The sequence below is a fragment of the Labrys sp. ALF-8 genome (assembly GCF_059699065.1).
Genome location: NZ_AP048537.1, coordinates 1,739,158 through 1,752,268, shown reverse-complemented (window position 1 = coordinate 1,752,268; position 13,111 = coordinate 1,739,158). Strand labels below are relative to the sequence as shown.

Here is a 13,111-nt window from a genome sequence, read left to right as displayed (position 1 = left end):
AGCATGCGTTACGGCCTTGTGAAGAATCATATCGGCGGCGGTTTCGTCGATGCAACCTCGGGCGAGACCTTCCCCTCGATCGACCCGGCTACCGGCGAGACGATCGCCGAGATCGAGCAGGCGAGCGACGCGGATATCGAGAGGGCCGTGGAGGCCGCCAGGGCCGGCTTCAGGATCTGGTCGCGCATGACGGGCGCAGAGCGAGGCCGCATCCTCAAGCGCACGGCCGATATCCTGCGCGAGAGGAATGCGTCCCTGGCGGAGATCGAGACACGCGACACCGGCAAGCCGATCCAGGAGACGATCGCCGTCGATGTGCTGTCGGGCGCCGATTGCCTGGAATATTTTGCCGGCATCGCGGCGACGCTGACGGGCGAGCATGTCGATCTCGGTCCCGCGGCCTTCGGCTATACGCGCCGCGAGCCGCTCGGCGTCGTCGCCGGCATCGGGGCCTGGAACTATCCGATCCAGATCGCTTGCTGGAAGTCCGCTCCGGCGCTGGCCTGCGGCAATGCCATGATCTTCAAGCCCTCCGAAGTCACTCCGCTGACGGCGCCCTGGCTTGCCGAGGCCTTCAAGGAGGCCGGCCTGCCTGACGGGGTGTTCAACGTGGTGCAGGGCGACGCCCGCGTCGGCAAGGCGCTGGTCGATCATCCGGCCATCAAGAAAGTATCGCTCACGGGCGAAGCCGGCACCGGCCGCATCATCATGGCCAATGCGGCAAGAACGCTGAAGCACGTCACGCTGGAACTCGGCGGCAAGTCTCCCCTGATCGTCTTCGAGGACGCCAAGCTCGACAATGCCGTCTCGGGCGCCCTGCTCGGCAATTTCTATTCGGCCGGCGAGGTCTGCTCGAACGGCACCCGCGTCTTCGTGCACAGCAAGGTCAAGGACGAATTCCTGGCAAGGCTCAAGGCTCGCACCGAGAAGATGGTGATCGGCGATCCGCTCGACCCCGGCACCCACGTCGGTTCCCTCGTCAGCCGGGAACATCTCGAAAAGGTCATGTCCTATGTCGAGAAGGGCAAGGCGGAGGGCGCGCGCGTGCTCACCGGCGGTAACCGCGTCACCGCGGGGGCGCTGGCGAAGGGAGCCTTCGTCGCTCCCACGATCTTCGATGGCTGCCAGGATGACATGACGATCGTGCGCGAGGAGATCTTCGGGCCGGTGATGACGGTCCTGAGCTTCGAGGATGAGGAGGAGGTCGTCGCCCGCGCCAACGACACCGAGTATGGCCTGTCAGCCGGCGTCTTCACCAGCGACCTGGCGCGCGGCCACCGCGTGATCGCCAATCTGGAAGCCGGCACCTGCTGGATCAACCAGTACAATGTCACCCCGATCGAACTGCCCTTCGGCGGGGTGAAGCTCTCGGGCCTGGGACGCGAGAATTCGAAGGCGGCCGTGGAGCACTATACGCAGATCAAGAGCGTCTACGTGGCCCTCGGGGACATAGACGCGCCGTATTGACCGGGGTGCGGACATCCAGCCCGCCCCCCATTTGCGAACGCAACGCTTCCAAGAGCGGACAGGATGTCCGCGCTCCCAGGCAACCATGACCGATATTTTCGACTACATCATCGTTGGCGCCGGTTCGGCGGGATGCGCGATGGCGAGCCGTCTCACGGAGGATGGCAAGCACACCGTGAAGGTGCTGGAGTTCGGCGGCAAGGATGGCTCCGTCTTCATCCAGATGCCGAGCGCGCTTTCCATTCCCATGAACTCGCCCAAATATGACTGGCGCTATCATGCCGAGCCCGAACCGGCGCTCGGCGGGCGCAGCCTGCACACGCCGCGCGGCAAGGTGCTCGGTGGATCCTCGTCGATCAACGGCATGGTCTACATCCGTGGCCACGCCATGGACTACGAGGCATGGGTGGAAGCTGGCGCGCGGGGCTGGAACTATGCGAGCGTGCTGCCTTACTTCAAGCGCGCCGAAGGGCGCGAGGAGGGGGGCGACGAATATCGCGGCGCGGACGGCCCTCTCAAGACCTCCTATGGCAGGCTCAGGAACCCGCTCTACCAGGCCTTCATCGATGCGGCGGCCGAAGCGGGCTACGCCGCCACGCCGGATGTGAACGGCTATCGGCAGGAAGGCTTCGGCCGCATGGACATGACGGTCTACAAGGGCCGTCGCTGGTCGGCTGCCAATGCTTATCTTAAGCCGGCTATGAAAAGATCCAACCTGTCTGTCGAGACCCATGCGCTGGCAAGCCGCATCCTGTTCGAAGGCCGGAAGGCGGTGGGCATCGAATATTGGCAGGGCTCGCAACTCAAGCGCGTCAGGGCGCGGCGCGAGGTCATTCTCTCAGCCGGTCCGATCAACGATCCCCAGCTCCTCAAGCTCTCCGGCATCGGCCCGGCCGCAGAATTGCAGGGCCTCGGCATCGACGTCCTGCATAATCTGCCTGGGGTGGGCGAGAACCTGCAGGACCATCTGGAATTCTATTTCCAGATGGCGAGCACGCAGCCGATCACGCTCTATTCCGTGGTCAATCCGCTCGCCAAGGCCATGGTCGGCATGGAATGGCTGCTGCGCAACTCGGGTCTGGGCGCCACCAATCATTTCGAGAGCTGCGGCTTTATTCGTTCCCGCGCCGGCATTGCCTATCCCGACATCCAGTATCATTTCCTGCCGATGGCGGTGAGCTACAACGGGGCCTCCCTCGCCAGCGAGCATGGCTTCCAGGCCCATGTCGGCCCCATGCGCTCCAAGAGCCGCGGCCATATCCGCCTGAAATCGAAGGACGTCCGGGAAGCGCCGTCGATCCGTTTCAATTATATGAGCCATCCCGACGATTGGACCGAGATGCGCGCCTGCGTCCGCCTGACGCGCGAGATCTTCCAGCAGAAGGCATTCGATCCCTATCGGGGCCGGGAAATCCAGCCAGGCGCGGAAATCACGTCGGACGAGGCGATCGATGCCTTCATCGCCCAGCACGTCGAGAGCGCCTATCACCCTTCCGGAACCTGCAAGATGGGCGATCCCGCCAATCCCATGACGGTGGTCGATCCGGAAACCCGGGTCGTCGGCATCGAGGGACTGCGCGTGGCCGATTCATCGATCATACCCCTGATCACCAACGGCAACCTCAACGCGCCCTCCATCATGATCGGGGAAAAAGCCTCCGACCATATCCTTGGCAAGGCCATCCTGCCGCCTTCCAACGCGCCCTTCTATGTCTCGGGCGACTGGCAGACGAAGCAGAGGTGAGGTTGTCCAGATGTGAGCCGCTCGTCGGGGCTCCCAAGTTCAGGGCTTGCCGGCCTTTGCCCGGGGAGGCTTCGGCGGGGGCGGAAGCGCGGGCAGGCCCTGGGTCACGCCATCGAGCTTGAAGGCGAAGTCGAGCGAGGCATCGGGCGTCTGATGAATCGTGAGAGCGGCGTCCTTGCCTGCAACGAGCCGTTTCCGCAAGGCGTCGTCCACGAGGACGTCGGCGAGGCAGCCTGAAATGTAGCAGCGGCTGAAGCCGGTCGTGCCGACGTCGCTTCCGTCGATGCTGAGACCAACGCCTGACGGCACCAGCACGCCGAGAGGAGCGATGATGCGCATGAGCAGCTTGCCCTGCTCCAGCTTGATCAACAGGACATCGGCGTAAAGGCCGACATTCCCGCCAGGGCTTGCCGTCTGCACCAGCGCGCATTGCCTTGCGGGCCCCTGCGGCGGATCGCACTGCATCTGCCATTCGCCGAATTGAGGGGGCGGCGTGTTCGGCGTGTCCTGGGCCGTCGCAAGAGGTGCGGCGCCGAAGCTGAGAAGGAAGACCGGGGCAAAACGGAGGAGGTACTTCGAAACCGCCTTGCGAACCAACATGCACTTCTCTCCGAACAGCCCGGCCGCAGTTCTCAGCATCGCGCCGCCTTGGATGCAACAGGAATTTGCGGATCAAGGCGTTGAGACAGGACCCTGCCGGACGCCAGCCCCGCGGTTCCGTGACCGTTCGCCTCCACCGAAGGCATGATTTGCAGTTGCAAATTCCCCAGCGACGCGAAACAACAATCGCAAGGGCCTTCAATATAGTTTCATGATCCCATGCAGCTTGACAAACATGACCGCATCGGCGGCCCGCCGCCCCGGCAAAGGGCGGGAGGGTCGATCATCGGCCTCGCCATACTCGCTATCCTGATCTGTGGTGGCCTCTATTACCACCGTGACCTCGGCGGCCTTCTGAATTTTGGCCGGCAATCGGTCGCCGGAGCGCTCGGCAGCGGCGGCAATGACGATTTCAGCGCTGTCTACCAGCATCTCGGCCTTGCCCCCCTTGATGCCAGTATCGCCTATCAGGACAAAGTGCAGTCCGCGCTGCTGAAGCTGCGCGACGAACCCTGCGACCGTACGGGCATATATAATCTCTCGGTCGAGCTCGAAAATGCCGGCAAGGTCCGTGCTTCGGCGGAAGCATTGGAGGGGTTCGCCAAGGTCTGCAAGAATACGGATGGCGAGCTTTATCGCGCCGCCGATCTTCTTTTCGGCCTCGGCGACTACGACAAGGTCGTTGCACTCGGCGATGAACTGGTAAAGACCAGTCCCTATAACGCCCAGATTCAGTATCTGCGCGGCCAGGCTTCCAATGCCAAGGAGCAATGGGCCGACGCACTGCCCTTCTACATCAATGCCATCGAGCTGCTCGGCAGTCCGAAGGACATGAATTCAACGGTCTTCTTCCAACTCGCCAACATCTACGATCATCTCGGCCGCTCCTGCGACGCGATCACCGCGATCGAGACTTGGGTGCTGGGCGATCCGGCGGAGCGCGACACCGCGCAGACGACGAAGATGGTCGGAGACTTTTCGGCCAGGGGAAGATGCGACAACGATACGACCAGGGGCACCGACCGGTTTCCTCGCTCGGCGAACGACGTCATCCTGGTCAAGGCTCAGGTGAACAACACGCCTGGCACCTTCATCGTCGATACCGGCGCCACCTTCGTCGATCTCACCGAGGATTTCGCGCACAAGGCCAGGATCGACATGACCCGCACGGGTCCAGTCACCGTCCAAACCGCAAATGGCCAGATGGTTGCCGCGCTCGGCACGGCCGATAGCGTGAAGCTCGGCCATGCCCAGGCGAGCAAGGTCACCCTCGTGGTTCAGAAGCCTTCGCTGGGCAGCGGCGTCGACGGCTTGATTGGCATGTCCTTTCTCGCCCGTTTCAACGTGACGATGACCGACAGGGAGCTCTTGCTCAAGGCCAGGAATGCGCTCTGACGGCTGATCCCGTCACGAGGCCGCCAACGCCTCCTTGTTGGCGCGGGGCTTTCGCTTGTGCGAGGCCGTTCGCCATTCCTCCACCTGCGCGAGTTCGGCGTCGGGCTTGTCGACGACGACCTGTCCCTGGCCGAGATGGATGGAGCCGGCTGCGCCGTCGATGGAGAGCCAATCACCCTCTCCGATGACGGCCTCGCCCAGATGCGCCTGGCGCTTCGCTGCATCGATCCTCAGCATCGTGCAGCCCACGATGCAGGGCTTGCCCATCTGACGCGCCACCAAGGCCGCGTGGGCGGTGCGTCCGCCGATTGCCGTCACGATCCCCGCCGATGCCGCAAAGCCGGCGACGTCCGCGGTGCTTGTGTCGGGCCGGAGCAGGATCACGGGCTGGCCACCCTCCGCGAGGCGCGCGGCGCTCGCCGAGTCGAAGGCGGCCCGTCCGACGGCTACGCCCGCCGAGGCGCCCGTGCCGTGCCCCGCCGCTTCCGAGACCCTGGCAAGACGCTTGCTGGTCAGCGTATCGAAATCCAGCCCCTTCAGGCGCAGCAGGGCCTGTTCCGGACCGATCACGCCTTCCTTGACCAGGTCGATCGCAATGCGCAGGGCGGCGAGGGGCGTCCGCTTGGCGGAGCGGGTCTGGAGGACCCAGAGCCGCCCCTGCTCGATGGTGAACTCGACATCCTGCACGTCCTTGAACTCCTGTTCGAGATGCGTCAGGGTCTGGCTGAGCTCAGCAGCCACCTGCGGCAGCGAACGGCCGAGCGCCGCTTCCGTCTCGGGCGTACGGCTGCCGGAGACGACATCCTCGCCCTGGGCGTCGAAGAGGACGTCGATCATGGGATGGGCTGCGCCGTTGGAGGGGTCTCGCGAGAAGGCGACCCCCGACCCTGACGACAGGCCGCGATTGCCGAAGACCATCGCCTGGATGGTGACGGCGGTTCCTTCAAGATATTCGAGATGCTCAAGCCGGCGATAGGTCGTGGCGCGGTCACTCGTCCAGGAGCGGTAGACGGCCTGGGCCGCTGCCTGCAACTGCTCCATCGGATCGTCCGGCAGCAGGTTGCCGCTCGCGTCGATGATCTGGCGATAAGACTCGGCGAGGCGTTCGAGCGCCTCGTTGTCGAGGCCGGTGACGTCCTTCTTGCCCTCGGCTGCGATGATGTCGGCTAGCTGGCGAGCGAAGAGTCCCTCCTCGAGGCCGAGCACCACGCTGCCATAGCTTTCGAGGAAACGGCGGCGGCAGTCCCAGGCGAAGCGCGGATGGCCGGTGACACGCACGAGACCCTGGATCGCGGCGGGGGTGCAGCCGACGTCGAGCACCGTTTCCAGCATGCCGGGCATGGAGCGAGCGGCACCGGAGCGCACCGACACCAGCAGGGGCTTGCGGCGGTCGCCGAGCCTGGTTCCGGTCTTCTCCTCGAGGAAGGCGATGCCTTCCGCAAGGCCTTCGTCGAGGCGCCGCCTGGCCTGCGGATCATGCTTGACGATGGCGGCGCACAGATCGACAGGCAGCACGAAGGCCGGCGGCACCGGCAGACCCAGAGCTGCCATGCGGGCGAGATTGGCGGCCTTGGCGCCGACCGCCTCGGCGGAGTGGGTTTTGGTCGAGCCGTCACCGATGCGAACGATATGCATTGTGGACTTCCTTCCTGGAGAATCGCAAGGATGCGTCGAAACGAGAGGTGGGAGGGAGATAGCGCCTGCGCCTGGACGGACGCGGTTCTATCGTGAGAGATCGGCGAGCACATGCTCGCGCAGCAGATGCCCGAAACCCGCCAGCCGGTCCGTGGCGCGTTCGATCGCATGGCTCAGTTCGAGGACGCCGAGTGCTGTCTTCATGTCGAAGTCCCCGCGCAGGACTGTGGCCGTGATGGCCCGTTCCGCCCGGTCGCCGGCATGCTCGGCCTCGATCAGCCGGCCGACGGCCGAAAGGGCATCCTCGGCGTCGACCTGGTGGCCGTCGGGCACGAGGGTGGCGGCGCAGGCCCCGCTCGCGGCCGCCTCGGTGCCTGCCACGGCGGCGGCGCAGAGCTGGCCAAGCGGAGACAGCAGATCCGGCGGAAGCTGCTCGGGCACCAGCGAGGCCACGAAGGCCGCCTGCTCCAGCTCGTCGATGGTTTCCTCGATGCAGTTCACCAGCCGTTCGATGGAGCGGTCGGCGTCGAAGCGTGCGATCTCATTGCGGGCATCGAGGGCTATCCTGTCGGCCTTCTCCTCGATCTGCCGGGCGCTCATAGCCAGCAGAGCCTGGTCGATGGGCCGTTCCGCCTGCCTCTCCGCGACGAAATGCGCCAGGGTGGCAGCAATCTCACGGGCGAGCCCGGACTGGCGGATCACGATGGCGAGGAGTGTGGCGTCCACCCGTTCCAGGCGCCCCACCAGGTCCGCCTCGATTCTGTCACGCGCCGAACGGGCGGTCCTCCCCTCCAGCAGAGCCTCGGCCGAGACGCGCAGCACCGTCTTCAGGAATTCCATCGCGGCCTCGCGACCGAGCACCTCGTCGAGCCGCTCGCCGAAACCGATGCGTGTCGGCGTGGCGTGATGCACGGCGGCCGCGACGAAGGCGCTGCCGCCGAGTTCGAGGAAGCCGCGATGTCCGACGCGCTCGCGTGCCGCCCAGTCGAGCAGGCGGATGGTATCGGGCTTGGGCAGCCACGCCTTCAGCCGCTTGCGCGCCTTGTTCCAGTCGATCAGGAAGACCAGCGAGGCGCCGACACCGGCCAGGAAGGCATCCCTGCTTTCGGCATCCGAGGTCTTGCAGCGCCCGCTCACGAGGTAGAACACGCCGTCGTCGCCGAGGCCGTCGGCGCTCTTGCGGTCGAGGCCGCTCCACTTCACGGGAAAATCCCGCAGCAGGCCGGTGAAGAAACGTGCGCGGGCGAGGTGGACGTCCGTGTAGGTCACCGTCACCGCGTCATCTTCTACCGCAATCACCACGACATGGGCGTCGGTCTCGCCGATGTCGTTCTGGATGGTCAGCCGGCCCTCGGACTGGCTGGCGACGGTCGAAAGGCCGGGGTGGTCGAATTTCAGCTTCCTGGTCGTCTCCAGGCCGCGCATGAACGCCTCGACGGCGGCGCGGTCCCGCTTTCTCAAGCCGAAGACATGGGCGCCTGCCAGGATCTCTTCCGCATGCGCTTCCGACAGCTTGTTCAACGCCTTGTGCAGGTCCATCACCAGCCGGTGCAGGCTGTCGCTGCCGTGATCGGACAGGCCGGTAAGCCCGGTGACATCGGCAAGCCTCATGGTGTCGACGGCTTCGAGCGACGTCCCCTTCCGTATGGTGTCGAGCCGGCCGGTTGCCGCCTGGCCGTCCGCGGCCTCGCCGGTCGCGATGGGGCGGATCATCGCCGCCATATCCTCCCAGATCGCCTCGACGAGGCCCGAAAGGCCGGGCGCCATCATCCTCTCGTCGGCCAGAAGGCGAGCATGCGAGACAAGGGCCTCCATGGCGACGGTGTCGAGGCCAGCCGTGCGGCAATCCTGGCTCAGATCGAAGGGAGCTGCCTCCGGCGCCCTCACGCGGCTGGCAGCGGCCTGCAGCACGCTGAGCCGCGCCTTGACGCGATCATTGGCATGCAGCCCCTCGGCGATGAGGGAGGGAAGCAGAATATCGCTCTGTCCGAGTTCTTCGATGATCTGGGATTTCATGTCCGGGCGTCCTCACTGGTCGAACGCAGCAAAGCACGACCGGTCGCCGCCCGATTTGTCCCAGATCATTCATCCATTCGTCACAGAAACGGGTCCGAAGGACGAAATGGGGTGGATGCAGGAAAATCCTCGCTTTTTCCCGCCGGAAACATTATGTGAACGCCATCAGCGCAGCAGCATCGACAGTGAAGGCGCGAGTCCCGGAGGCTCGCGCGATGGGAGAATTGGCCGACGGAACGGGCTTGTCTTCCCAGGAAATGAAGCCAGGGCCATGAAATTTCTCGACCAAGCCAAGATCTATGTGAAAGCGGGCGACGGAGGCGCGGGCTGCGTCTCGTTCCGGCGCGAAAAATTCATCGAATTCGGGGGCCCGGACGGCGGTGACGGCGGCAGGGGCGGTTCGGTCGTTGCCGAATGCGTCGACGGCCTCAACACGCTGATCGATTATCGCTACCAGCAGCATTTCAAGGCGCGCACCGGCGTGCACGGCATGGGCCGCAACCGCGCCGGCGCCAATTCGCCCGACGTGATCCTGAAGGTGCCGGTGGGCACGCAGGTCTACGAAGAGGACGGCGAGACCATGATCGCCGATTTCACCGAGGTCGGCCAGCGCGCGGTCATCTGCAAGGGCGGCAACGGCGGCTTCGGCAACGCCTATTTCAAGACTTCCACCAACCAGGCCCCGCGCCGGGCCAATCCGGGCCTGCCGGGCGAGGAAAAGACGATCTGGCTGCGGCTCAAGCTGATTGCCGATGCGGGACTCGTCGGGCTGCCCAATGCCGGCAAGTCCACTTTCCTCGCCACGGTGACGGCCGCCAAGCCCAAGATCGCCGATTATCCCTTCACCACCCTGCATCCCGGTCTCGGTGTGGTTCGCGTGGACGGACGCGAATTCGTGCTCGCGGACATTCCCGGCCTGATCGAGGGCGCGCATGAAGGGCATGGCCTGGGCGATCGCTTCCTCGGCCATGTCGAGCGCTGCCGCGTGCTGCTGCACCTGGTCGACGGAACGTCCGAACACGCCGGAAAGGCATACAAGGTGATACGCAACGAACTCGCGGCCTATAGCGAGGACCTTGCCGCCAAGCCGGAGATCGTGGCGTTGTCGAAGACGGATTCGCTGTCGCCGGAACTCCTCAAGGAACAGGTGGCGCGGCTGAAGCGGGCGGCGAAGAAAACACCGGTCGTTCTCTCATCGATTTCCGGTGCCGGCGTGCAGGAAGCCCTGCGCCAGCTGTTCGACGTCATCGGCGCGGCAAAGGCTGCCGACAAGATCATCGAAAAGCCGGTTTTGGAGAAGAACAATACCTGGCAGCCGTGAGTGCCGTTGCTTCCGGGCCGGGCTGGAACGAGTCATCGCAATGGGAATGGAATTCTTCAGGAAATCGCCCGCCCGCCTCAGCTGCCTTGTTACTTCGCCTCGCAATCGGAATGGGGCGATGGGAGCGATGCTGGGTCTCCTCCTCGTCCTGGGCATGGTCGCGCCGGGCCTGGCGGATACGCTCACGCCGAAGCAGGCCATCCGCGTGATGACGCAGGCCGGCTATTCCGGCATCGGCGGGGTGACCCATGACCGCAATTTCTATTATGCCGCGGCTCTGGATGCCAAGGGCAAGCGTGTCCGCGTCACCGTGGACGAGGGGACGGGCAAGGTCGTCGCCGTCATGCCGTTGCGCGGCTCTGGGACGGCCGGGATCGTCGCGCCGCTGCCGTCGGAGCAAGCCGGCGTACCGTCGATCAAGGCTGCGCCGCCGCCGCGCATGATGTTCCAGCCCTATCAGGCGCCCAAGCCGCCGCATCCGGTCGGCGTGATCCAATATCCGTTCAACGCCGCGGGCCAGCTCCAGCCCGGCTGGTGCCGGTTCCACGCGAACGCGCCGGGCTGCTGAAGCAGCTTAGCCCCGCAGGCATCGCTTCCGTGGAGCAGGCCGTCGGGGCAACAAAAAAGCGCCCCGGTTGCCCGGAGCGCCTTCCTCAACCATCCGTGCCGCAAGATCAGGCGGCAGCCTTGGCCTCGACCTGCCTCGGAGCCGAGCCGTTGATCGGGATCAGCCGGGGCTTCTTGGCCTCCGGGATCTCGCGGACAAGGTCGACATGGAGCAGGCCGTTCTCAAGGGCGGCACCGGTTACCTGCACGTGGTCGGCAAGCTGGAAGCGGCGCTCGAAAGCGCGGGCAGCAATACCCTGGTGCAGGATCTCGCCCTTCTTCTCTTCCTTGTTCTCGGTCCTGTCGCCGCGAATGGTGAGGGTGTTCTCCTTCACCTCGATGGCAATATCCTTGTCCGAGAAGCCGGCGACGGCCACGGAGATGCGATAGGCGTTCTCCGAGGTGCGCTCGATGTTGTAGGGCGGGTAGGTGGTGGCGGAACCCTCGTAGCCGGCGACCTGATCGAGCGCCGAGAACAGACGGTCAAAGCCAACGGTGGAACGGTAAAGGGGCGAGAAATCAAACTGACGCATGGCTATCCTCCTTTGAAGCGACAAGCCGTGAATGTGCTCCGCCATCTGGCCGGAGCTGACGCGTGCATCCCATCCGGGCCTGCACAACACAGGATTTGGTAAGGGTTTTCAGGGTTTCAAGGGGTGATTTGCAGGAATCTTCGCCCCGGCGCGCTGGCCCGTTTCCTGCATGAAGGAGAACAAAGGATTACAACGTGCAATGACCGTGCCGGCTTCACAACAACCCTTGCTTGAGCGAGCGAGGGGCTCCGTTTCTCTTGGCGTATCGAGGCGCGGAGAGCGTAACACCGTCGGCGAATTGGCCCAGGCGGGCTGCGGGCGGCTTCTGTTTCCCGCAATCGCGGCAGGAAATGCCCTGGAGGCCGTGATCGTCAACACGGGTGGCGGCCTGACCGGCGGGGACCGCTTCCACGCGGCGGTCGACGTGGCGCCTGGCGCGAAGGCGTTGGCGACGACGCAGGCCTGCGAGAAGATCTATCGTTCCGATGGCAGCGATGCCCTGGTGGAAACGCAGCTTTCCCTTGCGCAAGAGGCCTTCCTGGCCTGGTTGCCGCAGGAGACGATCCTGTTCGATCGCGCGAGGCTGAGGAGGCGGCTCCATGTCGACATGGCGCAGGATGCCACCCTCCTCGCCATGGAGGCGGTGCTCCTCGGTCGCAAGGCTTCCGGCGAGAGCCTGACCCAGGGTCTGTTCCGGGATTCCTGGCGGGTGCGCCGTGCCGGCCGCCTGGTCTTTGCCGAGGAGACCGCTTTCGAAGGCGATCTGTCCGCCCGGCTCGCGAAGGCTGCGACGCTCAAGGGAGCGGCGGCCTACGCCACCGTGCTGCTTGTCGCGCCGGATGCCGCGGCGCATCTCGAACCGGCTCGCGAAGTGCTCATAAAAGAGGCAGCGGAGGGCGGAATCAGCACATTTGACGGGCTTTGCGTTGCCCGCCTGATCGCGCAAGATGGCGCCGCGCTTCGCCGGATTCTGATCGCGCTGCTCAGGGCGCTCGGGGGCGAGCTTCCCCGTGTCTGGCACAATTAAGAGTCTTCCAGAGGTCTTCGTATGCAGTTGACGCCGCGTGAAAAAGACAAGCTCCTCATCGCAATGGCGGCGGTCGTCGCCCGCAAGCGGCTCGAGCGGGGAGTGAAGCTCAACTATCCCGAGGCGATTGCTCTCATCACCGACTTCGTGGTCGAAGGCGCCAGGGACGGCCGTTCGGTGGCCGATCTCATGCAGGCCGGCGCCGGCGTCCTCACCCGCGACCAGGTCATGGATGGCATTCCCGAGATGATCCATGACGTGCAGGTGGAGGCGACGTTCCCGGACGGGACGAAGCTGGTGACCGTGCACCATCCGATACGGTGATCGCTGGGAGCACCGCATCTTGTCCGCCCCTTTTTGTCGATAGCAAAGTATTTCGGAGAGCGGACAGGATGTCCGCGCTCCCAGTAAGGAGGTCCGATGATCCCCGGTGAAATCATCCCGGCCGACGGCGAGATCGAGCTCAATGCCGGGCTCGAAGTGACGACCATTACCGTTGCCAATACAGGCGACCGGCCCATCCAGGTCGGCAGCCACTATCATTTCTTCGAGACCAATCCGGGCCTGTCTTTCGACCGCGACAAGGCGCGCGGCAGGCGGCTCGACATTCCCGCCGGCACGGCGGTGCGTTTCGAGCCGGGCCAGAGCCGGGACGTCAATCTCGTGCCCTTCCGCGGCAAGCGGGAGGTCTACGGTTTCCGCCAGGATGTGATGGGGAAGCTGTAACGCCGGAAGTGCGGACGCCCCGTCCGCGCTTCCTGCCGCTA

General features: G+C 64.8%; 12 protein-coding genes. 8 read left to right on the top strand and 4 right to left on the bottom strand.

Annotated elements, in window-relative coordinates; genetic code table 11:
- Positions 1-3: 3 nt before the first annotated feature.
- Together betB and betA are read left to right on the top strand one after the other, a co-directional pair.
- Entirely contained in the window at positions 4-1,467 is a 1,464-nt protein-coding gene (betB, locus tag AC6H34_RS08040; RefSeq protein WP_497538437.1) for a betaine-aldehyde dehydrogenase, read from the top strand.
- Between the two features lie 85 nt (positions 1,468-1,552).
- Positions 1,553-3,211, top strand: a complete 1,659-nt coding sequence (betA, locus tag AC6H34_RS08035; RefSeq protein ID WP_448150480.1) for a choline dehydrogenase — start codon at positions 1,553-1,555, stop codon at positions 3,209-3,211.
- 39 nt (positions 3,212-3,250) lie between these two features.
- Here betA and AC6H34_RS08030 read toward each other — a convergent pair whose 3' ends face one another.
- Positions 3,251-3,811 (bottom strand): invasion associated locus B family protein, encoded by a 561-nt coding sequence (locus AC6H34_RS08030; RefSeq protein WP_497538436.1) that lies wholly within the window; start codon positions 3,809-3,811, stop codon positions 3,251-3,253.
- A gap of 219 nt (positions 3,812-4,030) precedes the next feature.
- Between AC6H34_RS08030 and AC6H34_RS08025 the strand changes: the two genes are divergently transcribed.
- Positions 4,031-5,206, top strand: a complete 1,176-nt coding sequence (locus AC6H34_RS08025) for a TIGR02281 family clan AA aspartic protease (protein WP_497538435.1) — start codon at positions 4,031-4,033, stop codon at positions 5,204-5,206.
- A gap of 12 nt (positions 5,207-5,218) precedes the next feature.
- Here AC6H34_RS08025 and AC6H34_RS08020 read toward each other — a convergent pair whose 3' ends face one another.
- Both AC6H34_RS08020 and AC6H34_RS08015 read right to left on the bottom strand, forming a co-directional pair.
- Positions 5,219-6,841, bottom strand: a complete 1,623-nt coding sequence (locus AC6H34_RS08020) for a PEP/pyruvate-binding domain-containing protein (RefSeq protein WP_497538434.1) — start codon at positions 6,839-6,841, stop codon at positions 5,219-5,221.
- 87 nt (positions 6,842-6,928) lie between these two features.
- Positions 6,929-8,857, bottom strand: coding sequence for a hypothetical protein (locus tag AC6H34_RS08015; protein WP_497538433.1), 1,929 nt, complete (start codon positions 8,855-8,857; stop codon positions 6,929-6,931).
- Between the two features lie 271 nt (positions 8,858-9,128).
- Between AC6H34_RS08015 and obgE the strand changes: the two genes are divergently transcribed.
- Both obgE and AC6H34_RS08005 read left to right on the top strand, forming a co-directional pair.
- Entirely contained in the window at positions 9,129-10,178 is a 1,050-nt protein-coding gene (gene obgE / locus AC6H34_RS08010) for a GTPase ObgE (protein ID WP_448150485.1), read from the top strand.
- 118 nt (positions 10,179-10,296) lie between these two features.
- Positions 10,297-10,746 carry a hypothetical protein gene (locus AC6H34_RS08005; RefSeq protein ID WP_497538432.1) on the top strand — a complete coding sequence of 150 codons (450 nt, stop codon included), beginning with the start codon at positions 10,297-10,299 and terminating at the stop codon, positions 10,744-10,746.
- 106 nt (positions 10,747-10,852) lie between these two features.
- Here AC6H34_RS08005 and AC6H34_RS08000 read toward each other — a convergent pair whose 3' ends face one another.
- Positions 10,853-11,317 carry an Hsp20 family protein gene (locus AC6H34_RS08000; RefSeq protein WP_448150487.1) on the bottom strand — a complete coding sequence of 155 codons (465 nt, stop codon included), beginning with the start codon at positions 11,315-11,317 and terminating at the stop codon, positions 10,853-10,855.
- Between the two features lie 169 nt (positions 11,318-11,486).
- Here AC6H34_RS08000 and AC6H34_RS07995 point away from each other — a divergent pair, with 169 nt between their 5' ends.
- From AC6H34_RS07995 to AC6H34_RS07985, 3 genes are all read left to right on the top strand, one after another.
- Positions 11,487-12,344: an urease accessory protein UreD gene (locus AC6H34_RS07995; RefSeq protein ID WP_497538431.1), complete on the top strand. Its 858-nt coding sequence runs from the start codon at positions 11,487-11,489 to the stop codon at positions 12,342-12,344.
- 21 nt (positions 12,345-12,365) lie between these two features.
- Entirely contained in the window at positions 12,366-12,668 is a 303-nt protein-coding gene (locus AC6H34_RS07990; protein ID WP_448150489.1) for an urease subunit gamma, read from the top strand.
- Positions 12,669-12,764: 96 nt separating this feature from the next.
- Positions 12,765-13,070: an urease subunit beta gene (locus AC6H34_RS07985; protein ID WP_497538430.1), complete on the top strand. Its 306-nt coding sequence runs from the start codon at positions 12,765-12,767 to the stop codon at positions 13,068-13,070.
- Positions 13,071-13,111: the final 41 nt, after the last annotated feature.